27 protein-coding genes are annotated in these 20,532 nt (G+C 65.2%); 14 read left to right on the forward strand and 13 right to left on the reverse strand.

The window, feature by feature from the left end:
- Nucleotides 1-6 precede the first annotated feature (6 nt).
- The 3 genes from HCZ97_RS03770 to HCZ97_RS03780 form a co-directional block, all read right to left on the reverse strand.
- Nucleotides 7-891 (reverse strand): hypothetical protein, encoded by an 885-nt coding sequence (locus HCZ97_RS03770; protein WP_167687335.1) that lies wholly within the window; start codon nucleotides 889-891, stop codon nucleotides 7-9.
- A 224-nt stretch (nucleotides 892-1,115) separates the two neighbouring features.
- The gene (locus tag HCZ97_RS03775; protein ID WP_167687336.1) at nucleotides 1,116-1,361 is read right to left on the reverse strand and encodes a DUF1150 family protein; all 246 of its coding nucleotides are present in this window, start codon (nucleotides 1,359-1,361) and stop codon (nucleotides 1,116-1,118) included.
- 4 nt (nucleotides 1,362-1,365) lie between these two features.
- Nucleotides 1,366-1,779 carry an Hsp20 family protein gene (locus HCZ97_RS03780; RefSeq protein WP_167687337.1) on the reverse strand — a complete coding sequence of 138 codons (414 nt, stop codon included), beginning with the start codon at nucleotides 1,777-1,779 and terminating at the stop codon, nucleotides 1,366-1,368.
- 166 nt (nucleotides 1,780-1,945) lie between these two features.
- On the opposite strand from HCZ97_RS03780, the gene HCZ97_RS03785 reads away from it, so the two are divergent.
- The 3 genes from HCZ97_RS03785 (at nucleotide 1,946) to HCZ97_RS03795 (ending at nucleotide 3,890) form a co-directional block, all read left to right on the forward strand.
- Nucleotides 1,946-2,170: a YdcH family protein gene (locus tag HCZ97_RS03785; RefSeq protein WP_167687338.1), complete on the forward strand. Its 225-nt coding sequence runs from the start codon at nucleotides 1,946-1,948 to the stop codon at nucleotides 2,168-2,170.
- Between the two features lie 165 nt (nucleotides 2,171-2,335).
- A complete protein-coding gene (gene purE / locus HCZ97_RS03790; RefSeq protein WP_167687339.1) occupies nucleotides 2,336-2,824 on the forward strand; it encodes a 5-(carboxyamino)imidazole ribonucleotide mutase in 489 nt (162 codons plus the stop codon).
- Complete coding sequence (locus HCZ97_RS03795; protein WP_167687340.1) at nucleotides 2,817-3,890, forward strand: 5-(carboxyamino)imidazole ribonucleotide synthase; 1,074 nt, start codon at nucleotides 2,817-2,819, stop codon at nucleotides 3,888-3,890. Before purE ends, HCZ97_RS03795 begins: the two co-directional genes overlap by 8 nt.
- 353 nt (nucleotides 3,891-4,243) lie before the next feature.
- Here HCZ97_RS03795 and HCZ97_RS03800 read toward each other — a convergent pair whose 3' ends face one another.
- From HCZ97_RS03800 to HCZ97_RS03820, 5 genes are all read right to left on the reverse strand, one after another.
- On the reverse strand, nucleotides 4,244-5,380 hold the full coding sequence (locus tag HCZ97_RS03800) for an alpha-D-ribose 1-methylphosphonate 5-triphosphate diphosphatase (RefSeq protein WP_167687341.1): 1,137 nt from the start codon (nucleotides 5,378-5,380) through the stop codon (nucleotides 4,244-4,246).
- A gap of 151 nt (nucleotides 5,381-5,531) precedes the next feature.
- Nucleotides 5,532-6,029: a GNAT family N-acetyltransferase gene (locus HCZ97_RS03805; protein WP_217701719.1), complete on the reverse strand. Its 498-nt coding sequence runs from the start codon at nucleotides 6,027-6,029 to the stop codon at nucleotides 5,532-5,534.
- 398 nt (nucleotides 6,030-6,427) lie between these two features.
- Nucleotides 6,428-8,080 carry a chaperonin GroEL gene (gene groL / locus HCZ97_RS03810; RefSeq protein WP_167687343.1) on the reverse strand — a complete coding sequence of 551 codons (1,653 nt, stop codon included), beginning with the start codon at nucleotides 8,078-8,080 and terminating at the stop codon, nucleotides 6,428-6,430.
- Nucleotides 8,081-8,136: 56 nt separating this feature from the next.
- Nucleotides 8,137-8,424 (reverse strand): co-chaperone GroES, encoded by a 288-nt coding sequence (groES, locus tag HCZ97_RS03815; protein WP_167687344.1) that lies wholly within the window; start codon nucleotides 8,422-8,424, stop codon nucleotides 8,137-8,139.
- A gap of 310 nt (nucleotides 8,425-8,734) precedes the next feature.
- Nucleotides 8,735-9,220 carry a DUF2867 domain-containing protein gene (locus HCZ97_RS03820; protein ID WP_254871324.1) on the reverse strand — a complete coding sequence of 162 codons (486 nt, stop codon included), beginning with the start codon at nucleotides 9,218-9,220 and terminating at the stop codon, nucleotides 8,735-8,737.
- Nucleotides 9,221-9,593: 373 nt separating this feature from the next.
- On the opposite strand from HCZ97_RS03820, the gene HCZ97_RS03825 reads away from it, so the two are divergent.
- A complete protein-coding gene (locus tag HCZ97_RS03825; RefSeq protein ID WP_167687345.1) occupies nucleotides 9,594-9,986 on the forward strand; it encodes a nuclear transport factor 2 family protein in 393 nt (130 codons plus the stop codon).
- A 19-nt stretch (nucleotides 9,987-10,005) separates the two neighbouring features.
- Here HCZ97_RS03825 and HCZ97_RS03830 read toward each other — a convergent pair whose 3' ends face one another.
- On the reverse strand, nucleotides 10,006-10,779 hold the full coding sequence (locus HCZ97_RS03830; protein WP_175581633.1) for a DUF2161 domain-containing phosphodiesterase: 774 nt from the start codon (nucleotides 10,777-10,779) through the stop codon (nucleotides 10,006-10,008).
- Nucleotides 10,780-10,953: 174 nt separating this feature from the next.
- Between HCZ97_RS03830 and HCZ97_RS03835 the strand changes: the two genes are divergently transcribed.
- Nucleotides 10,954-11,649, forward strand: a complete 696-nt coding sequence (locus HCZ97_RS03835; protein ID WP_167687346.1) for a ZIP family metal transporter — start codon at nucleotides 10,954-10,956, stop codon at nucleotides 11,647-11,649.
- Between the two features lie 99 nt (nucleotides 11,650-11,748).
- On the forward strand, nucleotides 11,749-12,669 hold the full coding sequence (locus HCZ97_RS03840) for a manganese-dependent inorganic pyrophosphatase (RefSeq protein ID WP_167687347.1): 921 nt from the start codon (nucleotides 11,749-11,751) through the stop codon (nucleotides 12,667-12,669).
- A gap of 99 nt (nucleotides 12,670-12,768) precedes the next feature.
- On the opposite strand, the gene HCZ97_RS20695 is transcribed toward HCZ97_RS03840, so the two are convergent.
- Nucleotides 12,769-12,903 (reverse strand): hypothetical protein, encoded by a 135-nt coding sequence (locus tag HCZ97_RS20695; protein ID WP_303048688.1) that lies wholly within the window; start codon nucleotides 12,901-12,903, stop codon nucleotides 12,769-12,771.
- Nucleotides 12,904-13,184: 281 nt separating this feature from the next.
- Between HCZ97_RS20695 and HCZ97_RS03845 the strand changes: the two genes are divergently transcribed.
- The gene (locus HCZ97_RS03845; RefSeq protein WP_167687348.1) at nucleotides 13,185-13,847 is read left to right on the forward strand and encodes a class I SAM-dependent methyltransferase; all 663 of its coding nucleotides are present in this window, start codon (nucleotides 13,185-13,187) and stop codon (nucleotides 13,845-13,847) included.
- A 92-nt stretch (nucleotides 13,848-13,939) separates the two neighbouring features.
- On the opposite strand, the gene HCZ97_RS03850 is transcribed toward HCZ97_RS03845, so the two are convergent.
- Complete coding sequence (locus HCZ97_RS03850; RefSeq protein WP_167687349.1) at nucleotides 13,940-15,127, reverse strand: MFS transporter; 1,188 nt, start codon at nucleotides 15,125-15,127, stop codon at nucleotides 13,940-13,942.
- A gap of 112 nt (nucleotides 15,128-15,239) precedes the next feature.
- On the opposite strand from HCZ97_RS03850, the gene HCZ97_RS03855 reads away from it, so the two are divergent.
- The 4 genes from HCZ97_RS03855 to HCZ97_RS03870 all read left to right on the forward strand — a co-directional run bounded on the left by HCZ97_RS03855 (nucleotide 15,240) and on the right by HCZ97_RS03870 (nucleotide 18,319).
- Nucleotides 15,240-15,845 carry a TetR/AcrR family transcriptional regulator gene (locus tag HCZ97_RS03855; protein ID WP_167687350.1) on the forward strand — a complete coding sequence of 202 codons (606 nt, stop codon included), beginning with the start codon at nucleotides 15,240-15,242 and terminating at the stop codon, nucleotides 15,843-15,845.
- 134 nt (nucleotides 15,846-15,979) lie between these two features.
- Complete coding sequence (locus HCZ97_RS03860; protein WP_167687351.1) at nucleotides 15,980-16,852, forward strand: TIGR01459 family HAD-type hydrolase; 873 nt, start codon at nucleotides 15,980-15,982, stop codon at nucleotides 16,850-16,852.
- An 85-nt stretch (nucleotides 16,853-16,937) separates the two neighbouring features.
- Complete coding sequence (locus tag HCZ97_RS03865) at nucleotides 16,938-17,381, forward strand: MaoC family dehydratase (protein ID WP_167687352.1); 444 nt, start codon at nucleotides 16,938-16,940, stop codon at nucleotides 17,379-17,381.
- 38 nt (nucleotides 17,382-17,419) lie between these two features.
- On the forward strand, nucleotides 17,420-18,319 hold the full coding sequence (locus tag HCZ97_RS03870) for a DUF817 domain-containing protein (protein ID WP_167687353.1): 900 nt from the start codon (nucleotides 17,420-17,422) through the stop codon (nucleotides 18,317-18,319).
- A 7-nt stretch (nucleotides 18,320-18,326) separates the two neighbouring features.
- On the opposite strand, the gene HCZ97_RS03875 is transcribed toward HCZ97_RS03870, so the two are convergent.
- The gene (locus tag HCZ97_RS03875) at nucleotides 18,327-18,701 is read right to left on the reverse strand and encodes a hypothetical protein (RefSeq protein WP_167687354.1); all 375 of its coding nucleotides are present in this window, start codon (nucleotides 18,699-18,701) and stop codon (nucleotides 18,327-18,329) included.
- Between the two features lie 95 nt (nucleotides 18,702-18,796).
- Between HCZ97_RS03875 and HCZ97_RS03880 the strand changes: the two genes are divergently transcribed.
- On the forward strand, nucleotides 18,797-19,555 hold the full coding sequence (locus HCZ97_RS03880; RefSeq protein WP_167687355.1) for an alpha/beta fold hydrolase: 759 nt from the start codon (nucleotides 18,797-18,799) through the stop codon (nucleotides 19,553-19,555).
- Here the strand turns inward: HCZ97_RS03880 and HCZ97_RS03885 are convergent.
- Nucleotides 19,496-19,777 carry a hypothetical protein gene (locus HCZ97_RS03885; RefSeq protein ID WP_167687356.1) on the reverse strand — a complete coding sequence of 94 codons (282 nt, stop codon included), beginning with the start codon at nucleotides 19,775-19,777 and terminating at the stop codon, nucleotides 19,496-19,498. The genes HCZ97_RS03880 and HCZ97_RS03885 overlap by 60 nt on opposite strands.
- Nucleotides 19,778-19,939: 162 nt before the next feature.
- Between HCZ97_RS03885 and HCZ97_RS03890 the strand changes: the two genes are divergently transcribed.
- Both HCZ97_RS03890 and HCZ97_RS03895 read left to right on the forward strand, forming a co-directional pair.
- The gene (locus HCZ97_RS03890; RefSeq protein WP_167687357.1) at nucleotides 19,940-20,077 is read left to right on the forward strand and encodes an entericidin A/B family lipoprotein; all 138 of its coding nucleotides are present in this window, start codon (nucleotides 19,940-19,942) and stop codon (nucleotides 20,075-20,077) included.
- 101 nt (nucleotides 20,078-20,178) lie between these two features.
- A complete protein-coding gene (locus HCZ97_RS03895) occupies nucleotides 20,179-20,316 on the forward strand; it encodes an entericidin A/B family lipoprotein (RefSeq protein WP_167687358.1) in 138 nt (45 codons plus the stop codon).
- Nucleotides 20,317-20,532 lie beyond the last annotated feature (216 nt).

Genomic DNA, 20,532 nt, shown 5'->3' on the forward strand with positions numbered 1-20,532 from the left:
GCGCCCTCAGAAGGGTTTGCGCTGGCTTTCCCTGAGGCTTTCGCGCAGCGCCTCTGCCGTGCGCCGTTCCAGGTCCGTCCACAGCGCCGCCTTGGGGCGCGCGGCCTGCAAGCCCGGAAGCCGGGCGGCATAATCGGCCTCGCTCATGCTGCGCAGCGCCTTCTGTATATCGGCGGCGCTTTCACAGATCACCATGCCCTCCACCGGCATGTAATCGGCGATGTTCGGGCAGCCCCAATAGATCGGCACGGTCAGGCAAAGCACTGAATCGACAAGCTTTTCGCTGAAGTAATCCGGTTCGCGCGCGTTTTCGATGACGACGGAATAGCGGAAGGGGGCCAGCCCATCGGCCTTGGCATCGAAGGGGGCATAGCCGCCGCCCATCGCCTCAAGCGGCAGGCCTTCGGCGCGGGCCCAGTCCACGATCTCGTGCCGCAGGCGGTGGCCTTCCTGGCTGCGCTTGGCAGAGGCGATCAGCGAACACATGCGGGTTTTGGTCAGGTCCCGGTCTTGCCAGTCCGGCACCCAGGTGGTGCCGAAGGGGACGAAGACGCCATTGGGGATCCGGTTGATCAGCGCCCGGTCATGGGTGAGCACGCGGAAGAACTTGCGATGCGACAGGCCCAGCCAGCGCCGGTGATGGCCATGGATGACCCGCGGCTCCTGCACCATCAGGGAGATCTTCGCGTTCAGCCTGTGGAAGGGACGCAGGTGGAATTCGTTGCGGGGATAGAGGATCAGGTGATCCTGTTCGCCCATCTCGGCCAAGGTCGCGCCCTGCAGGCGCCGGGGCTGGCCCAGCGGCCAGATCAGCGCATCGCAGGACATCCTGTCGTAGCGACCGGAGAACCGCGTGCCGTAGGGCGCGATGGCGATGGCGGGATACTGCATGAAAGCCCCTTTATGACCGGGCGCAGAAGCCCTTCACAGCGGAGTAATCCATGCCGACGGGCAGTTCAATCCGGCCGATCCCTTCACTTGCAGCCCGACCGCCGTTCCCGCCGCTTGCCATCTGGCGCATCAGGTCCGGCCCACGCAGGATCGCGCGAAGGCGTTAAGGGGCCCTGAATGCCCCGTTCACCCCCCCGCAATCGCGTCGGGGGGCGCGGGAGGGTTCAGTGAACCGTGACCGGTGCCAGGTCGTTCTGGCGGGCCAGCACGAAGGCCATGTCGCGGTCCTTCACAAGCGCCAGGCGCTCGCCTTCGGCGTTGTGCACCGCAAAGACGCGGGTCTGACCGGGAAGCTGTTCCTCGATCTCGGCCTGCACCTCTTCGGGCAGGTCGGCAGTTTCTACGGGACGGACATAGACAAGCTCTGCCACGGCGTCCCCGGGCTGGTCGAATTCGTAAGTGCTATCCATCTTCTCACCCTTTCCTGATCGAGATCCGCTGCACAACGCGCTCGGGTTCTGCCCGGCTGAGGTCGACATGCAGCAGACCGTTTTCCATCATCGCCTCGCCAACCTCGACACCCTCTGCCAGTACAAAACTGCGCTGGAATTGCCGCGCGGCAATACCGCGATGCAGGAAAATGCGGCCATCGCCGTCCTCTCCTTGGCGTCCGCGGATCACCAGCTGGCGGTCTTCCACGGTGATGGCCAGCTCATTTTCGGCGAAACCGGCCACGGCCAGCGTGATGCGATAGGAGTTCTCCGAGGTCTGCTCGATGTTGAAAGGCGGGTAGCCTTCGTTGCCGGACTTCGCGCTGCGTTCCAGCAGGCGTTCCAATTGTTCGAACCCAAGAAGATAGGGGTGAGACCCCAGGCTCATTTTGCTCATTCTCGCGCGTCCTTGACCGTTAAGCGACGTCTGGTGCGGGACCCCCGTAAGCGGCAGACCCCGTTAGACTGAATATGGGTTTGGCCCCGCCCCGGTGCAAGACCTTTGCGATACGGGGGGTTTGGCCCTATCCTGAGACCCAAGCGAACTAGAGGCCGAATCACGCATGAATGCCCTGTCTGACCTGTCGATGAAGTCCGACGAAGTCCTTCGTGTGGAGCTGGAGGTTTTCCGGAACGAACACCGCGATCTGGATGACGCCATCAGCGCCCTGCAGGAGCGCGGACGCGCGGACCCCCTGACCCTGCAACGCCTCAAGAAGAAGAAGCTGCGGCTGAAGGACAAGATCGCGCAGATCGAAGACCGCTTGCTGCCCGATATCATTGCCTGACTGCCGCGGCGGCACCGCCCTGGCCTGCGCGATGAAAGCGGCCCCTCAAGTCATGCCCACCTGCCCGAATTACCGGGCGCAAACCCGGCCCGGACGGCTGCATTGCCCCTGCGGACAGATGCTCTATAAGCCAAGTCTCCTGACCATTTGACCGGGGGTTCGGCGATGAGCGACATCAAGGTTGGAATCATCATGGGAAGCCAGTCCGACTGGCCCACGATGAAGGAAGCCGCGCTGGTTCTGGATGAGCTGGGCGTGGCTTACGAGACGAAGATCGTCTCTGCCCACCGCACGCCGGACCGGCTTTGGGATTACGGCAAAACGGCCGCCGAACGGGGCCTTCACGTGATCATCGCGGGCGCAGGCGGCGCGGCGCATCTGCCGGGCATGATGGCTTCGAAAACCCGCGTGCCCGTGGTCGGCGTGCCGGTGCAGACCCGGGCGCTCTCCGGCGTGGACAGCCTGTATTCCATCGTCCAGATGCCCAAGGGTTTCCCGGTGGCCACCATGGCGATCGGCGCGGCGGGGGCGGCCAATGCGGGCCTGATGGCAGCGGGGATCCTGGCGGTCTCCGATCCGGCGCTGGCTGAACGGCTGGATGCCTGGCGCGCGGCGCTGGCGGCCTCGATCCCGGAGGAACCTTCCGATGCATGATATTTTGCCAGCCGGCGCCACGATCGGCATTCTTGGCGGTGGCCAGCTGGGGCGGATGCTCTCTGTTGCGGCGGCGCGCCTGGGGCTGACGACCCATGTCTACGAGCCGGGCAGCAATGCGCCCGCAGGCGAGGTGGCCCATGCGATCACGACAGCCAGCTACGAGGACGAGAGCGCCCTGCGCGCCTTTGCCCAATCCGTGGACGTGGTCACCTACGAGTTTGAAAACGTTCCGACATCCGCGCTTGACCTGATCGAGAGCCTGGTGCCGATCCGCCCCGGTCGCGAGGCCCTGCGCATCAGCCAGGACCGGATGACGGAGAAGGATTTCCTGACCGGTCTCGGTCTGCACGTGGCGCCCTATGCCCCGGTAAATGACCTGGTGGAGCTTGAGGCCGCGCTGGAGATGCTGGGCACGCCGTCGATCCTGAAGACGCGGCGCTTTGGCTATGACGGCAAGGGCCAGGTGCGGATCACGGCGGCGGAAGAGGCGGCCGGCGCGATCGTCGAGATCGCCGGTGTACCCGCGATCCTGGAGGGCTTCGTGGACTTCAGCGCCGAGATCTCGGTCATCGCGGCGCGGGGCGCCGACGGGGCCGTGGCCTGCTACGATCCCGGTGAGAACATCCACAGCGAGGGCATCCTGCGCCAAACCTGCGTGCCCGCCGCCCTGCCCACCGGGCTGCGCACCGATGCGGTCCTGCTGGCCGGTCGGATCCTGAATGCGCTGGATTACGTCGGCGTCATGGGCGTGGAACTTTTCGTGACATCCCAAGGGCTTCTGGTCAACGAGATCGCGCCGCGGGTGCATAACTCGGGCCATTGGACCCAGAATGGCTGCGTGGTGGACCAGTTCGAACAGCACATCCGCGCCGTGGCCGGCTGGCCCCTAGGCAACGGGAAGCGCCATGCGGACGTGGTGATGGAGAACCTGATCGGCGATGACATGGAACGGGTGCCGGAGCTGGCCGCGCGCTCCGATGCGGCGCTGCATCTTTACGGCAAGACAGAGACGCGCCCGGGCCGGAAAATGGGCCATGTGAACCTGGTCAAGCCGCTGGGCTGAGCCCGGCGGGCGGCGGGGACCGACGCGGTGTTTTCCGCGTCGGTACAGCATCTGTATCGTGTCGGTATCACGTCGGTATTACGTCGGTGCGCTCCGCACGTTGCGGTAAGGGAGCTTTCACAGGATTGAGGCTGATCGGGGCTGGGGATTTCCCGGCCCTTTTGCCTGCCTGGTTTGCGAGGCGGGCGGCTTTATTGGCATTGGCGCGCCTGGGGGCTGCCTTGGGCGGCCTCCGGCGGGAGTTTTTCGGCAAGAAGAAATGCGCAGGGGGCGCCTTTGGGCCGGGAGGCGCAGCCGACAACGGACGAGGGGCCCTCGATGGGCCGCTCGGGCGTCCCCCGGCTTTCCTGCGGTCAGAGCAGGCGGGTGGCGATCTGGGGGGAGAGCCAGGCGGGGCGGCCGGCGGCGAAGGTGGCCGCGACGCGCCCCGTGGCGGGGTCGAGCGCGATCATGTCGGCGCGCAGGCCCGGGGCCAGCTGGCCGCGATCCGTGAGGCCCAGAAGCTGCGCGGGACCGGAGGAGACCAGCGCCCAGGCGGGAGCGATCCCGATCTCTTCTGCCAGCGCCAGCGCGGCCTGGCGTGGGGCGGGGTAGTGGTAGTCCGAGGCCAGGGCCGTGCAATGGCCGGCGGCCACCAGGTCGCGGGCAGAGACCTTGCCTGCATGAGAACTGCCGCGCACGACATTGGGCGCGCCGAGGACGATCGGCTCGCCCGCTGCGGCGGCCTCTGCCGCGGCGTCTGCGGTTTCGGGGAACTCTGCGATCTTTGCACCAAGGGCGCGCCAGTGGCGGCGGTCTGCGGCGCTGGCATCGTCATGGCTGCCAAAGCGGGTGCCGCGCGGGGCAAGACGCTCCACGAGGGCCGCGATGGCGTTCGGGACCTCTGGACTGCGGGCATGGAGGTCTTGCAACAGGGCCAAGTGCGCCTCTGGGCTGCGGCCGGATTTCAGCGCCTGGCCGGTCAGCCGGGGCGGCTTGCGCCCCTTTTCCAGTGCCGCGTGGGGGATGTGGTCGTTGAAGACCAGGTAGGGGATCGCGTGATCTTCGACCAGGCGGGCGGCGCGGTCGAAATCTGCCAGCAGGTGGGTTTCCAGCCGCAATTGCAGGCGCAGGTCCAGCGTGGGGCGCATCTGACCGTGGGCTTCGACCAGGCGCGTGGCGAAATCCGGGCTGCGCATCCCCCCCTCCCAGGAGAAGAACTGCGCCAGCACCCCGGTCGTGATGCCGTTCACCGCAAGCTCTGCCTCTGCCATGGCCAGACCGTCGCCGAGGTCGCGCAGCGCGCCGCGTCTTGGGGCCAGGTGGCGTTCAAAACCATCGCCATGGGGATCGACGATGCCCGGCAGGAGCCAGTAGCCCGAGAGATCCAGCGCGCGGCCCGGCCGGCCCTCTGTCAGCAGCCCGTCCTCGACCCCGATGGGGCCGTCATCCCAGCCCCCGGGGCGCAGCACCCTGGCGCCGTGGATATGGAAGGCGGGCGCGGCGGTCATTTGCACGCCCCACAGGGGTGGCAGCACCCTGTCCGGGCGGGACGGGGCGCAAGGCGGGGGATCAGGATCTGAAGAACGCAGGGGGTCATGGCGCCCCTGTTAGCGCGGGCGATCGGCCTGGGAAAGCCCCTGCCCTAGTGAGCGCCGCCGCTTAGCGGGTGGGCGCGGTGCTGAACGCGTCAAAGGCAGAGGAATAGACCAGCCGTTCCTCTGCAAAGGCGGTGCCGGCCGCGATGGGGTAGAGCAGCGTGTTTTCGATGGAATAGGGCGTGGTCAGGTTCTTGGCCGCCTTGTAGGTGAAGCCGAAGCGCTGGTAATAGCGCCCGTCGCCCAGCACCGTCACGGCCCGCGCCCCCGCGCGGCGGGCGTAATCCAGGCCATAGCGCACCAGGTCCGCGCCCACGCCCCTGTCGCGGCATTGCGGGATCACGGCGAGCGGCGCCAGCGCCACCCAGCCTTCGGGATTGAGGTGCTTGGAGAAGCCGATGTAGCCCACGGTCGTGTCCTCGTCCTTGGCAACCAGCTCGACCAGCAGCTCACCCTTCTCGCGCAGGGAGGAGACCAGCCGCGCTTCGGCGGGCGTGTCGTAGCTTTGGGTCAGGACGTTGCTCACGCCGATCTCGTCAGCGGCGGCATAGAGGCGGAGCAAGAGGTTTGAGCGCTTTGCGGCCATGGTAATCCTGGCGTTGCTTGGGGATGAGGGGCTGGAGGCGTGCGGGCAATGGAACGAAGAGGGTCACGCCGGGGGCCGGTTGTGCATTCCGGAGGCGGGGCCTTCCCCCAACTTAGCCATATTGCCGGCGGGCGCACCCCGCGAATGCCGCAGAGCAGCAAAATTTTTCCATTTCCTGCAAACTGTTGCTGATTTTCTCACCATGGGGCAGCCCGTATCGCCCCCTGCACTGAAGTACGTACCCATACACCCTTCCGGTTGCGCCGCCCCGTGCTGCAGGGGCTGATCGGGGGCCGGAAGATGCAAAAAGGAGGCCCGGAGGCCTCCTTTCCGTCCCGTCCCGAGGGGCGGGAGATCCGAAATGGATCGGCAGATTACATCATGCCGCCCATGCCGCCCATGCCGCCCATGTCGGGCATGCCGCCGCCGGCGCCGGCGCCGTCTTTCGACGGTTTGTCGGCAACCATGGCTTCGGTGGTGATCAGCAGGCCGGCGATGGAAGCAGCGTCTTCCAGCGCGGTGCGGGTCACCTTGGCAGGGTCGATCACACCGAAGGCGAACATGTCGCCGTATTCTTCGGTCTGAGCATTGAAGCCGAACTTCAGGTCGCTGGATTCGCGGACCTTGCCGGCAACCACGGCACCGTCGACACCGGCGTTTTCAGCGATCTGGCGCAGGGGTGCTTCCAGGGCCTTGCGCACGATGGCGATGCCGGCTTCCTGGTCGGAGTTTGCACCGGTCATGCCTTCGAGGGCCTTGCCGCCCTGAACCAGGGCCACACCGCCGCCGACGACGATGCCTTCCTGAACGGCAGCGCGGGTCGCGTTCAGCGCGTCATCGACGCGGTCCTTGCGCTCTTTCACTTCCGTTTCGGTCATGCCGCCAACGCGGATGACAGCAACACCGCCTGCCAGTTTGGCAACGCGTTCCTGCAGCTTCTCACGGTCGTAGTCGCTGGTGGTTTCTTCGATCTGGTTGCGGATCTGTGCGACACGCGCTTCGATCTCTGCCTTGTCGCCTGCACCTTCGACGATGGTGGTCTCGTCCTTGGTGATGGAGACTTTCTTGGCGGAGCCGAGCATGTCCATGGTCACGGATTCGAGCTTCATGCCCAGATCTTCGGAGATCACCTGGCCGCCGGTGAGGATCGCGAGATCCTGCAGCATGGCCTTGCGACGGTCGCCGAAGCCCGGGGCCTTGACGGCTGCGATCTTCAGGCCGCCGCGCAGCTTGTTGACCACGAGGGTCGCCAGCGCTTCGCCTTCGACATCTTCAGCGATGATGAGGAGCGGCTTCTGGGACTGGATGACCTGCTCAAGCAGGGGAACCATCGGCTGCAGGGAGGACAGCTTCTTCTCGTGCAGCAGCACGATGCAGTCTTCCAGCTCGGTGGTCATCTTGTCGGCGTTGGTCACGAAGTAGGGCGACAGGTAGCCGCGGTCGAACTGCATGCCTTCGACGACTTCGACTTCGGTCTCCATGCCGCGGGCTTCTTCCACGGTGATGACGCCGTCGTTGCCGACTTTCTGCATGGCTTCCGCGATCATGGTGCCGATCGAGGCTTCGCCGTTGGCGGAGATCGTGCCGACCTGTGCGACTTCAGCGGAGTCGTTCACGGGGCGCGATGCGGCCTTGATGGCTTCGACGACTTTCAGCGTGGCAAGGTCGATGCCGCGCTTGAGGTCCATCGGGTTCATGCCCGCGGCCACGGCCTTGGTGCCTTCTTTCACGATGGCTTGCGCCAGCACGGTTGCGGTGGTGGTACCGTCGCCGGCTTCGTCGTTGGTGCGGGAAGCAACTTCCTTCACCATCTGGGCGCCCATGTTCTCGAACTTGTCTTCCAGTTCGATTTCCTTGGCAACCGAGACACCGTCCTTCGTGATGCGCGGTGCGCCGAAGGATTTGTCGAGAACCACGTTACGGCCTTTCGGGCCCAGCGTGACCTTGACGGCATCGGCGAGGATGTTGACGCCCTTGACCATCTTGTTGCGTGCGTCGGTGCTGAACTTAACGTCCTTGGCAGACATGTCTGTCTCTCCTGACTAGATTGTTTGAAACCGGGAAATGCGAAAAGGGCAGTCGCTTACGCGATGATGCCCATGATGTCGCTTTCCTTCATGATCAGCAGCTCTTTGCCGTCCAGCGTGATCTCGGTGCCCGACCATTTGCCGAACAGGATCTTGTCGCCTGCCTTGACGTCCATGGCGACGCGTTCGCCATCTTCATCCTTGGCACCTGCGCCAACGGCAACAACGACGCCTTCGGCGGGTTTTTCTTTTGCGCTGTCGGGGATGATCAGACCGCCTGCGGTCTTCTCTTCGCTCTCGACGCGTTCCACAAGCACACGGTCATGCAGCGGTGTAAATGCCATCTCTGAGGCTCCTTGGCTCAAAGTTAATTCCTGTCCCGCCGATCAGCGGGGTATTATCACTCACCAGTGGCGAGTGCTAACGACAGTGAGATAGGCAAAGCGACCCAACGAGTCAACGACAGTGATATGAATTTTTCGCCGCCCCGGGGGCGGGCGCCCCTTGTGGCGCAAACGCTGGCGGGATCACTGGCCTGTCCTGCCCCGCAGGTGGCGCCCTGCCCGACCCGTTTCAAGGCGAGCGGCACCGGGAAATCCCCGACCGGCGGATCGCCGCAGGGCAGATTGGGTCCTTTGTGCGGGAGTTTGCGCCCTACGCCGCGAGTTTCCTTTGAAGGCGACGCAGCATATTCCTGACAATGACCTTGTGAGCGATGCCCACCGGCAGCATGTAGGCTGTGCCAAACGCGTTATGCACGGTCACAGAGGAGGTGATGGAGACCTCCTGTCCCTCAACCGACACGCAGGTCATCACATCAAGATGCCGATCCCGTTCCGTCAGGACCAAGGTCGTGTCGTCGCTGTGTTCGACCAGGAAGAAGTCCAGGTAGTCACCTGCGCGGACAGTCTCTTTTGACATGCCGGAAAAGCCGCCAATGGATTTCACGCCAAACCCTCTGGAAACTGCATCGCGTAGCTTGAAGGCGATTTTCAAGAGAGGCTGCGGATCTTCCATGATCAGGTTCCACGCCTGCAAGGGTGTGACCTCGCGCGGCAAGCGCACGGTTTGACTGTCGAAATAGTCCAGCGTTTCCAAAGGTGCGAGGACGCGGATGTTGCTGCTTGCCATGCTGATCATAAGACCAGCTTAGCCGCGCTGCAGCATTATGCAATATGCGCTCAAGCCGGACATGCGCCGCAGTGGATCCATCCGGCCGCTTCTGCCTGCCGATTGCGATCCGGCCCCGTGCGCAGACCGGAAAGCCGGTTTGGCCGGCTGCCAACAGCACTTTGAGCGGCAACGACACGCGGCGTTTACCCAACATGCGTAATCGTATGCATGAGGCAATGCGAAGGGTCTATTTCTCTGGGGTTTGCGGCCTTTTGCGGCCCCTTGATCCCCTTAGGGAAACCGGCCTGAAAGCACGCCTAGAGCGCGAAATCGGACGATTCCAAGGAACTTCTGCGGGTTTCAGCGCTTGTTTCGTGGAACGCAAACCGGAGGAGACCGGATGCTTGAAGCGATTGAACAGACCCTTTGGAATGAAGAGCGGACGCTCTGGACAAGCGGAGTCGACAGCTTCGCCGAACGGATCACTCCGTTCTGCCTGATGGCCTTCCCGGGCGCGGGCATACTGAAGGGCAAGGAGATCCTGGAAGGGCTGAAAGAGGCCCCGCGCTGGACCTCCGTCAAGATGCTGGGCAAGCGGGTTTCCGAACACCATGGCGCCGCCGTACTGGCCTACCGGGCCCAGGCCGTGCGTGCCCGCACCGCAGAGCTTTACGAATGCTGGTGCACCTCCTGCTGGGTAGTGCGGCGCGGGCGCTGGCAGATGATCCAGCACCAGCGCACCCCGATCGATCCGGGCACCGAGGTCGATCCCGAAGACACCCTGGTGGCCTGAACGGCCACCAAAGGCTCGGCTAACCCGAGGCCTTGGAACGGGGCGCCTTTGATCGGGCGCCCTTCGTGTTTGCAGAATGCGACCCCGCTTCCGGGACCACATCCCCGGGGGCACTGGGATCAGGGACAGAGGGGGCCTGGCCTGCCTGCGCGGCAGCGGCCTGCCCCGCCTCTGTCAGGGCATAGATGCCCGTGGAGACCTTCTCAAACCAACCGTAGTGATCGTCCCGCATGATGCGGGTTGCCCGTGGCACGCCCGTGGCACGCGCCACCTCTGCCCCCTTGCTGGGGCCGGCCTGGGCAAGCTGGGCGGCACAGCGCAGCGCGTCCTGGCGATAGGCGGTCACCAGCGTGACCCGGTTCGATCCCCCGGTATTGGGATCGCCCTGCCGCATCTGGAATTCCTTCAGCAGCCGGCCCTGCCGGGGGCGCGACTTGCGCGGGGCATAGGGGCCGGGATCGCAATGCGGCGTGACGAAGCCATCGCGCAGCCGCACGGTCAGCAGGCCCAGCCCCAGGCGACGGCAAAGCGCGACATGGGCCGCCAGCTGCTTGCGCCCGCGCATGGCCGGGATCGCGAGGTAGACGAAATCCGTGACCGATTGCCGAGCGATCCCCTGTTGCAGCAGCGCCAGGGTCATGCCGGTCTTGAGCTCCACGATCACGGGGTGCGGGTCATCGGCGCGCATGGCCATGACATCGGCCCCGGCGACCTCTGCCTTGACCTCGTAGCCCTGCGCCTGAAGGAAGACTTTCACCGGAGCGTAAAGATCTGTTTCACGCAGCTTTGCCATGCCACAGGCCTAGCCTGCGCCCCCGTGCCCGACAACGTCAAAAAGAACGGCGGCAAAAACGACAGGGGCCATGCGGCGTGAGGGCGCTGGACAAGCGGGCCGCGCCGCCTAGCTTGGGATTGTCCCGACTGCCCAAGTCCAATCCCGGATTCCAATCTTCGCCGGAGCCCTCCGATGTTAGTTGCCATCACCGTCACGCTGGTTTCGCTTGCCCTGATCCTGGGCGCCGTCTGGGGCCTGTCGGGCAAGCTGACGCCGCGCACCGAAGGCTTCCTGGTGGCCCTGTCGGGCGGCGCGCTGATCGTCTCTGTCACCGAAGAGCTGATCCGCCCGGCCCATGCCAACCTGTCCCTGCCCTGGCTGTCGCTGGCCATTGCCGCCGGTGCGGTGGCCTTTACCGTGGCCGATACCGCGCTTGAGAAGAAGATGGGCGACAGCAAGGGCGGCGGGCTGCTGCTGGCGATCACCTTCGACGGGGTGCCGGAGAACCTGGCGCTTGGCGTGGCACTGATCGGCGCGGATGCCAAGGCGGTGGCGGCGCTGGCGGGCTCCATCTTCCTGTCGAATTTGCCGGAGGCCGCGGGCGGGGCCAACCAGATGAAAAAGGGCGGGCTGAGCCGCCGCCGCGTGCTGCTGCTGTGGTCGGGCACGGCCCTGGTCCTGGCCCTTTGCGCCCTGATCGGCAATTTCGCCCTGCGCGACATCGGAGAGGTCCCGCTGTCCGCCATCCGCGCCTTTGCCGCCGGGGCGGTCACCGCTTCGCTGGCGACAGAGGTCTTTCCGCAGGCCTACCAACATGACCACAAGGAGACCGGTTTTGCCGTAACGCTGGGCCTTATCCTGGCCTTTGTGCTGAGCGACCTTGGCTGAGCGGCGATTTTGCGGCATCGCAGCGTGGACCGGGTGACACTGCCCCTGCGCCCGATTATAAGGGCGCCGGATTTTCCTTCTTTCAAACGGATGCATCACATGACGATCAAGGTCTTTGGCCACAAATCCCCCGACACAGACTCCACCGGCTCGCCGCTGATCTGGGCCTGGTATCTCTCGGAAATCGCTGGCACCCCGGCCGAAGCCAAGCTTCTGGGCGAGCCCAACACCGAAGCCGCTTTCGTGCTGGAAAAGTGGAACTTCGAGAAGCCCGAGATCATCTCTGAAGTGGGCGAATCCGACGATGTCGTGATCGTGGACACCAACAACCCGGCCGAACTGCCCGCAGCGATCAACGATGCGAACGTCATCCAGATCATCGACCACCACAAGCTGGTCGGCGGGCTGGAAACCAAGGGCCCGATCGACATCACGATCAAGCCGCTGGCCTGCACCGCGACGATCATGCACGACATGATGGGTGATGACGCGGCCAAGATGCCCGACAACATCAAGGGCGCGATGCTGAGCTGCATCCTGTCGGACACGCTGGAGTTCCGTTCGCCCACCACGACCGACGTGGACAAGGCCCTGGCCGAGAAACTGGCCGGTGAGCTGAACCTGGACCTGGGCGCCTATGCCAGCGAGATGTTCGAAGCCAAGTCCGACGTCTCTGCCTTCTCCGATGCAGAGCTGATCCGCATGGATTCCAAGGAATACGCCGTGGACGGCACCAAGTTCCGCGTCTCCGTCCTGGAAACCACCGCGCCGAAGATCGTCCTGGACCGCAAGGCCAGCCTGATGGAAAGCTTCAAGGCTGTGGAAGCCGAAGACGGCGTGGACCAGGTCCTGCTGTTCGTGGTCGACATCCTGAACGAGGAAGCGACCCTCTTCGTGCCCAACGACCTGGTCAAGACCGTGGCCGAGAAGAGCTTTGGCGCCGTGGTCGAAGGTGACGCGGTTGTCCTGCCAGGCGTGATGTCGCGCAAGAAGCAGATCATCCCGAACCTGAAAGTCTGAAGCCTTAGGAGCGGAAATTGAAAAGGGCGCCTTCGGGCGCCCTTTTTGCGTTCAGCGGAAAGACCCGGCTGCCGGGGGCGGCTAGCCGGCGCGGGCGGCTCACTTGCCCTTCTTCTCACCAAGAGAGAAGGGTTTCGCCGCGCCGGAATTGGCGGTTGCCAGAACCTTGGGCTTTTCCTGCTTCGGTTTCTTGGCTTCCTTGTTGCCGCGCTTGTTGTTGCCTTTTCCCATCATGACCTCACGGGTTGAAACACCGCTCCGGCGACATGCCGGACGGATAGATCCTCAGCTAGATCAGGGTTGCCTGAAGGCGTCAGGGCGATGATTTCGATGAGCGCCGCGCGGCCTCCTCCGGCCGGGCGTGCCCTTCATATCTAAGCCTCTGCCGGGGGTCCGGCAAGGGGCGGTGCATCGGGGGCGGCATTGGCGCCATCGCCTCAGGGCATTGACTTAGGGCGGGCGGGGCGCGCATAGGGCGCTTTCTCACGCCCCTGCCGCGAAGGCCCGCCCGCCCCATGACCAAGAACCCATATGAAGCCGCCGGTTTCTACGATGCCGCCATCGCCAAGGGCCGGCACCGCGACGTGGTCGGCGGCCGCTGGGACGAGACCGGGCGCGTGCAGATGCAGGTGCTGCGGGCCGCCGGACTGGAGCCGCATCACCACCTGCTGGACATCGGCGCGGGGTCCCTGCGGCTGGGCTGCAAGGCGGTGCCCTACCTTGAGCCGGGCCATTACTGGGGCACGGATGCGTCGCGCGCGCTGCTGCTGGCCGGCCACGCGGCAGAGCTGGAAGACCCCGCCCGGCTGGACCGCGCCCAACTGGTGGAGGATGCCAACTTTGCCTTTCCCGGTGTCAGCGACCGCATCACCCATGCCATCGCCTTTGCCGTCTTTCCCCATCTGCACATGGCCTACCTGCGCCGCGCCCTGACCGGCCTGCAGCGCTTCCCGGTGCTGGAGCAGGTCCTGTTCACCGTCTTCCTGGCCCCCGATGCCGGGGCTGCCGCCCTGCCCTATCGCCAGCCCGACGGCGTGGTCACCCATGACATCCGCGCGCCCTATCACCTGCTGGAGGCCGATGTGCTGCACATCGCGGCCACGACCGGCTGGCAGGTCACCCGCGACAGCGTGATGCTGCCGCGCGGCCAGGTGCTGTTCACAGCCCGCCGGGCCTGACCGCCCGCTGACAGCGCGGCGCTTTTATGGCAAAGGAGGGCCCGGTTTCCCGGACCCTCCCTGTTGTTTGTCTGGCAGAATGGCGGCCCCGGTCAGAACTGCAGGGCAAAGCCCCGGCGTTCGCGGAAGATCACCAGGGAGATCAGGGCGCAGATCGCCAGGATCGCGCAGTAAACCTCGAAAGTGCCGAAGTAGCCAAGCCGGTTGACCAGCGGCAGGCTGAACAGCGGCGAGAGGAACTGGCCCAGGAAGATCGCCATGGAGACAGAGCCGGCAGCCATGCCGCGCCGGGCGGCGGGGGCCAGGTCCAGCGCCACGCCCATCAGGGTGGGCATGATCAGCCCGGCCCCGCCACCGACGCAGAGCGCCCCCACGGCGGCGATCCAGAGGTGGAAGGAGAAGCCCATCACCAGGAAGCCCAGGGCCGCCACGCTGAAGCCCAGGGCCAGCGTGCGTGCGCGCCCGAGGATGCCGCGCAAGCGCCCGTAGACAAGCGACACGACCCCGGCCGCGAAGGTCACGCCGACCATCAGCATCGCCGCGGCCGCCGGTTCCGGATGGCCGATGAGGGGCAGGAAGTAGGCCGCCTGCGTGGGCAGGATGTAGAAGGTCAGGAAGGTGATCCCGGACAGCACCACGGCGGCGATCAGCAGGCCGACCCAGCCCTGTGCGCCCTCTCCGCCCGGGGCATGGGCGGCGGCATCGCGGGAGGCCTTGCTGGGTTCATCCAGCGCGAAGATCAGGAACGGCAGGTAAAGGATCGCCACCCCGTAAAGCAGGAAGGGCAGCATGGCATCCACGCCCGCCAGCCCACCGGAGAGCGCGATCAGCACCAGCCCACCAAAGTTCATCGCCGCGATCTGCATGCCCATGAAACGCGCGCGCAGCTCTCCCTGGAAGTAGTCTCCGACCAGGGCGGTGACGGCGGTCATCATCATGGCGACGCCGATCCCCAGGATCAGGCGGCTGACGAAGATCGCCTCGAGGCTGGGCAGCCAGATCCCGGCGGTGCCGCAGACCCCGAAGAGCGCCACACCGATCAGCAGCTGGCGGCGACGGCCGAACCGGTCCGCCATCATGCCCGCGAAGGGCGCCACGATCGCCACGAGCAGCGAGGGCGCGGCGACAAGCATGCGGGTCAGAAGCTCAGCGTTGGGGTTGTCGGAGAAATGCGCCTCGATCCCGGTCAGGGAGGGGCTGATGATGGCGTTGGACATCACCGTGAGAGAGGCCGCCAGCATGAGCGCAATGGCGCGGCGGTCCTTGAGAAGAGCGGACATCGAAAATTACCTTCGGGACGGGCGTGCTGTGGGGACAGACTATGGGGACAGATTACAATTTACAAAACTTGTAACCTGTAACATAAACGCTGGCAAGGGGAGCGGAGACACCATGCCACGGACAGGATTGAATGCAGGTGAACTGAAGGAACGCGCGGTGGCGGTGGCCAGCGAGCGGATGGCCGTGATGGGCTGTGACAAGTTCCGGGTGACGGATGTGGCCGGGGCCCTTGGGGTCAGCCATGCCGCGCTTTACGCGCATTTCTCCGGCAAGGCGGCGCTGATCGACGCGGTGGTCGACGACTGGCTGGACCATTCCCGCGTGCCCCTGGCAGAGATCGTCGCCGGTGAGGGCCCGGCGCAGGAGCGCCTGCGTCTTTGGGCGCTGACCCGGCTGCGCCTGAAGCGCGAGGCCGCGCGCAAGGAACCGCATCTGTTCGCCGCCTTCGACCTGCTCTCGCACCGGCTGAGAGAGGTCGTGCTGCACCACATCGCCCACCAGCGGCTTGAGATTACCACCCTGCTGGCAGAGGCCTATCCCGCCCTGCCCGACCCGGAGCACGCCGCCAAGGTGGTGCAGGCCGCGCTGGTCGGCTACAGCCATCCCAAGCTGGTGGCGGAATACCTGTGCCTGCCCGACGAAGAGGTGGAGGGCAACCTGCTGGCGGTGCTGGACGCGGTGCTGAAGGGGCTGACGGCGGAGCTGCCGCAGGGCTGATCCCGCGCCGGTTCAGCGCCCAGTTCCGGTTTCTGCTGGTCCCGCAGGGCAAGCTGCGCCATATCTTCGGAAAGCGCCGGCTCCCCACCGGATCGCGGGCGCGGTTCCTGACCCTTTTCCAGCGCGAGATTTCCATGACCCGCATCGTTTCCGCCCTTTCCGAGATCGCCTCTGACTACGACGCGCTGTTCGTCGACCTTTGGGGCTGCGTTCATGACGGCGTGAAAGCCTACCCCGAGGCCGTCGCCGCGCTGCAGGAATACCGCAAGGGCGGTGGCACCGTTGTCCTGCTGACGAACTCTCCGCGCACCCGCCACGAGGTGGAAAAGCAGCTCAAGGTCTTCGGCGCGCCGGAAGATTGCTGGGACACGATCGCCACCTCGGGCGACAGCGCGCGATCGGCCATGTTCCAGGGAACCGTGGGCCACAAGGTCTATTTCATCGGCACCGAGGCCGAGCAGCATTTCTTCGAACCGCTGAACATCCTGGAAAACCCCGAATCCGTCGAGATCTTCCCCATCGAAGAGGCAGAGGGCATCGTCTGCACCGGCCCCTTCGATCCGATGGCCGATCTTTCGGTCCTGCGCCCGCAGCTTTTGCTGGGCAAGACCAATGGCTTGAAGCTGCTCTGCGCGAACCCCGACATCGTCGTGGACCGGGGCGAGGTGCGCGAATGGTGCGCCGGGGCCGTGGCCCAGCTTTACACCGAAATGGGCGGGGAAAGCCTGTATTTCGGCAAGCCCCATCCGCCGATCTACGACCTGGCCCGCCTGCGCCTGGCCGCCACCGGCGCGGATGTGCCCCCGTCCCGCGTGCTGGCGATCGGCGACGGGATCCGTACCGATATCCTGGGCGCGCTCGGGGAAGGGATCGACAGCCTGTTCATCACCGGGGGCCTTGCGGCTGAGGAAACCCGCACCACCGACCAGCCCGATCCCGAAGCGCTGGAGGCCTATATCACAGAGCAGGAACTGACCCCGACATTCGCTATCGGCAAGCTGCGGTAAGACTTGATTCTGCATCTGCGAAGTAATATTGTTGCTCAAGGCAAGATTCATGTGGCGCAATATTACTCACCCATTGGAGGGTCGGATGTTGGACAATTTCCCCCGGGGCACGATCTGCCTGGAAGACCTGGAGATGGGCATGACCCGTCACATCCGGAAGGTGGTGACGGACGAGGATATCGAGATGTTCGCCCAGGTCTCTACCGATCGGAACCCGGTGCACCTGGACGATGCCTATGCCCAGGACACGATCTTCGAGGGGCGCATCGCCCACGGGATGCTGACGGCGGGGCTGATCTCGGCCGTGATCGGGGAACAGCTGCCCGGTCATGGCACCGTTTATATGGGACAGAGTCTTAAGTTTCTGGGACCGGTCCGTCCGGGGGACATGGTGACCGCCGAAGTGGAGGTCACCGATATCAATTACGCCAAGCGCCGGGTCACGCTGGATTGCCGCTGCACGGTGGACGGCAAGAAGGTGCTGGCGGGCGAAGCGCTGGTGCTCGCGCCCTCGCGCAAGTTCGACTGAGGACTGGACAGCCGGCCCCCTGCGGGTGAGAAACCGGCATGATCCGACGCAGCCCCGACAGCCCCCTGACCCGTGCCGCCGATGCGCTGCGCCACCGCCTGCCGCCCGTCTGGGCGCGGCTGGCGATCTTCGTTGCCAAGCAGCTTTGGGCAGGGCTTTTCGCCATCATCATCCTGGGGGCAATCCTGATGACGCGGGCCATCTGGTCGCCGGACTGGGCGCTGCAACGCTATGATGCGCTGTTCCTGATCGCCATCACCACACAGGTGGTGCTGATCGCCACCCGGCTGGAAACCTGGGACGAGGCCAAGGTGATCCTGCTGTTCCATTTCACCGGCACGGCCATGGAGTGGTTCAAGGTCAACGCGGGCAGCTGGGGCTACCCGGAGCCGGGGATCTTCAAGGCCTTCGACGTGCCGCTTTTCACCGGTTTCATGTATGCCTCTGTCGGCAGCTACATCGCCCGCGCGATCCGGCTGTTCGATGCGCGCTTCGCCCCCTACCCGCCCTACTGGGCCTCTGTCCTGCTGGCGGTGGCGATCTACGTGAACTTCTTTGCCCACCACTGGTTCGTGGATATCCGGCTGGGGCTTTTCGCGGCCAGCCTGCTGCTGTTCGCGCGCACCCGGATGTGGTTCCGGGTGGGGGGCAGCTATCACTGGATGCCCTTCCCGCTGGCCGCGCTGATGATCGCCTTCGCGCTTTGGGTGGCAGAGAACATCGGCACCTTCACCGGCACCTGGGCCTATGCAGGGCAGCGCGATTTCCAGCTGGTGAGCTGGGGCAAGATGGGATCCTGGTACCTGTTGTTCTTCGTCAGCTTCACCACGGTGACGCTGGTGCTGCGCGATGCGCTGTCAGCGCGGCCCTTCAGGCCCGAAGCTTTCGGGGAAAGCCCTGGCGAACAAGTACCTGCGGAACAGGATCCCGCCAGGTAAGAGCCTGTCAGATAAGGCCGCGCCAGTGGGCCAGGACCAGCATGATCACCCCAAGCACCAGCAGGTTGAAAGCCAGGGCGCGCAGCACGCTGAGCAGCAGGTCGATCCGACGCGCCTTGTCATCGTAATCGCGCACCGCATCCCCTAGCACCCGGACGGAGCCCTTCAGCCGCTCGCCATCCACGACCCGCGCCAGGCGGGGGTGGTGGGCCATCTGGCGGGCCTCCTGGATCTCTGCCGCGGCCTTATGGGCGCGGGTCGGCAGCCGGCGTCCGGCACGGCGCATCAAGCGGTCGATCCCCCAGCGGGAATGACCGAACTTGCGGTGCAACTGCCGCTCTACCTTTTTCAGTTCCGGCTCGACGCTGGAGAAACCCGACATGCCCTGCCCCCCGGTTGATCCGCGCAGGTTAGCGGTTTCGCGCGGCGATTCCAATTGGTCTGGAATGCCCCCGGGCCATCGGCTATGGCTTGCTCATGCTGAACGTGATCCGCCATGACGGCCCCGCAGAGGCCACCCCGCTTGTCATCGCCCATGGGCTTTTCGGCTCTGGCCGGAACTGGGGTGTCATCGCCAAGCGCCTGTCCACAGAGCGCCCCGTCATCGCCGTGGACATGCGCAATCACGGGCTGTCCCCGCGCAGCGATAGCAATTCCTACCCCGACATGGCGGATGACCTGGCCGAGGTGCTGCAGGCCGAGGGGCGCCCCTGCGCGGTGCTGGGCCATTCCATGGGCGGCAAGGCTGCCATGGTGCTGGCGCTGCGCCATGGTGCGCTGGTCGAACGCCTGGTCATCGCCGATATCGCGCCGGTCACCTATGGCCACAGCCAGCAGGAATTCATCGACGCGATGCGCAGCGTCGATTTGGACACGGTCAGCCGCCGGTCCGACGCAGAGGCCCAGCTGGCCGAGGCCGGCGTGCCGCGCGCGCTGCAAAGCTTCTTCACCCAAAGCCTGGACGTGCAGGAAAAGCGCTGGCGGCTGAACCTGGAGGTGCTGGAGGCGGAGATGGACAAGATCACCGGTTTCCCAGAGATCACGGGCAGTTACGAGGGGCGCACGCTGTTCCTGACCGGGGCGGACAGCGATTACGTGCTGCCCGAGCACCGCGACCGGATCAAGGCGCTCTTCCCCCGTGCCGCCTTTGCCAAGCTGCCCGGTGCGGGCCATTGGCTACATGCGGACAAACCGCGGGAATTCGAAGCCGCGGTGGCCCATTTCCTGACCCTTTGACGCCTGCCTGACGCTGGCGGCGGCGATCTGCCCGGGCTGATCGGCGGCGGCAACCGCGGCCTCGATCCCGCGCGAGAGCGGGAAAGCCAGTGCAATTCCAGCAAGATAGGTCAGTGCCAGCGCGGGCCATCCCGGAAGGTCCAGCAGCAGGACAAAGGTGCCACCGGCGCCGCAGAGCGCAAGCGCGGTCAGGCTGAACAGCAGGACATGCAAACGTGTCATGGCAGGACTCCCTTTCCTGCCGTCATGATGCCGCCAGGGGCGCGGCGCGGCCTTGACGTGGATCAACGCCAGGCGACACCTTTTGCGCTGGCGTCGGCGCGCGGGCTGCGGCTAATCTGCTCCGGCGCGCGCAGAGGCGCGAACGGTATGACGGAGAGACAGATGATCAGACTTCTGAGCTGCCTTGCGGCGCTTCTTGCCCTGACGGCCTGCAACACGGTGCGCGGCGCCGGACAGGACATCCAGAGCGCGGGCCAGGCGATTTCCAGCACCGCCTCGGAGACGCAGAGCAAGCTTTGAGGGGCTGAGCGCGGATTGTTTTTTCTGGCTTTTTCTCGATCCGGCGGAACCCTTTGGCGCGCCGGGGGTTGGGCCTGCGAAGCCAGAAACAGGAGAATAGCATGACCCGTATCGTTGCATCCCTTGCCGTCCTTTGCGCCCTTGCCGCCTGCGAGACCGTCGAAGGCGCAGGCCAGGATATCGAGAACGCCGGCCAGGCGATCTCTACCGAAGCAAACGACACCCAGGCCGAGATGTAAGACCCCTAACAGGGCCTTTTCCAAAGCCTGGCAGAAATGCCGAAACCCCTTCGGAGCCGCGCGCTCCGGAGGGGTTTTTCATGTTTTGGAAAGGTTTGGGGCCGAAGTATGCCCCTGACGGCCCGGGCTGGGCGAATCGCCACCCCGGGCCTTGGTTAACTGGGGTTTCGGGGCATCGGTGCGACGTCTGTATCGCGTCGGTATGACGTCGGTATC

It is taken from the genome of Pseudooceanicola sp. HF7 (assembly GCF_011806405.1).
Taxonomy (GTDB): Bacteria; Pseudomonadota; Alphaproteobacteria; order Rhodobacterales; family Rhodobacteraceae; genus Pseudooceanicola.

Coding starts and splice junctions, on each gene's coding strand:
- HCZ97_RS03770 (WP_167687335.1), bottom strand. CDS start 891: ATGCAGTATCCCGCCATCGCCATCGCGCCCTACGGCACGCGGTTCTCC.
- HCZ97_RS03845 (WP_167687348.1), top strand. CDS start 13,185: ATGACCAAGAACCCATATGAAGCCGCCGGTTTCTACGATGCCGCCATC.
- HCZ97_RS03850 (WP_167687349.1), bottom strand. CDS start 15,127: ATGTCCGCTCTTCTCAAGGACCGCCGCGCCATTGCGCTCATGCTGGCG.
- HCZ97_RS03875 (WP_167687354.1), bottom strand. CDS start 18,701: ATGTCGGGTTTCTCCAGCGTCGAGCCGGAACTGAAAAAGGTAGAGCGG.
- HCZ97_RS03830 (WP_175581633.1), bottom strand. CDS start 10,779: ATGGCAAAGCTGCGTGAAACAGATCTTTACGCTCCGGTGAAAGTCTTC.
- HCZ97_RS03890 (WP_167687357.1), top strand. CDS start 19,940: ATGATCAGACTTCTGAGCTGCCTTGCGGCGCTTCTTGCCCTGACGGCC.
- HCZ97_RS03885 (WP_167687356.1), bottom strand. CDS start 19,777: ATGACACGTTTGCATGTCCTGCTGTTCAGCCTGACCGCGCTTGCGCTC.
- HCZ97_RS03880 (WP_167687355.1), top strand. CDS start 18,797: ATGCTGAACGTGATCCGCCATGACGGCCCCGCAGAGGCCACCCCGCTT.
- HCZ97_RS03860 (WP_167687351.1), top strand. CDS start 15,980: ATGACCCGCATCGTTTCCGCCCTTTCCGAGATCGCCTCTGACTACGAC.
- HCZ97_RS03855 (WP_167687350.1), top strand. CDS start 15,240: ATGCCACGGACAGGATTGAATGCAGGTGAACTGAAGGAACGCGCGGTG.
- HCZ97_RS03785 (WP_167687338.1), top strand. CDS start 1,946: ATGAATGCCCTGTCTGACCTGTCGATGAAGTCCGACGAAGTCCTTCGT.
- HCZ97_RS03870 (WP_167687353.1), top strand. CDS start 17,420: ATGATCCGACGCAGCCCCGACAGCCCCCTGACCCGTGCCGCCGATGCG.
- HCZ97_RS03865 (WP_167687352.1), top strand. CDS start 16,938: ATGTTGGACAATTTCCCCCGGGGCACGATCTGCCTGGAAGACCTGGAG.
- HCZ97_RS03835 (WP_167687346.1), top strand. CDS start 10,954: ATGTTAGTTGCCATCACCGTCACGCTGGTTTCGCTTGCCCTGATCCTG.
- HCZ97_RS03840 (WP_167687347.1), top strand. CDS start 11,749: ATGACGATCAAGGTCTTTGGCCACAAATCCCCCGACACAGACTCCACC.
- HCZ97_RS03895 (WP_167687358.1), top strand. CDS start 20,179: ATGACCCGTATCGTTGCATCCCTTGCCGTCCTTTGCGCCCTTGCCGCC.
- HCZ97_RS03800 (WP_167687341.1), bottom strand. CDS start 5,380: ATGACCGCCGCGCCCGCCTTCCATATCCACGGCGCCAGGGTGCTGCGC.
- purE (WP_167687339.1), top strand. CDS start 2,336: ATGAGCGACATCAAGGTTGGAATCATCATGGGAAGCCAGTCCGACTGG.
- groES (WP_167687344.1), bottom strand. CDS start 8,424: ATGGCATTTACACCGCTGCATGACCGTGTGCTTGTGGAACGCGTCGAG.
- HCZ97_RS03825 (WP_167687345.1), top strand. CDS start 9,594: ATGCTTGAAGCGATTGAACAGACCCTTTGGAATGAAGAGCGGACGCTC.
- HCZ97_RS03820 (WP_254871324.1), bottom strand. CDS start 9,220: ATGATCAGCATGGCAAGCAGCAACATCCGCGTCCTCGCACCTTTGGAA.
- groL (WP_167687343.1), bottom strand. CDS start 8,080: ATGTCTGCCAAGGACGTTAAGTTCAGCACCGACGCACGCAACAAGATG.
- HCZ97_RS03775 (WP_167687336.1), bottom strand. CDS start 1,361: ATGGATAGCACTTACGAATTCGACCAGCCCGGGGACGCCGTGGCAGAG.
- HCZ97_RS03795 (WP_167687340.1), top strand. CDS start 2,817: ATGCATGATATTTTGCCAGCCGGCGCCACGATCGGCATTCTTGGCGGT.
- HCZ97_RS03780 (WP_167687337.1), bottom strand. CDS start 1,779: ATGAGCAAAATGAGCCTGGGGTCTCACCCCTATCTTCTTGGGTTCGAA.
- HCZ97_RS20695 (WP_303048688.1), bottom strand. CDS start 12,903: ATGATGGGAAAAGGCAACAACAAGCGCGGCAACAAGGAAGCCAAGAAA.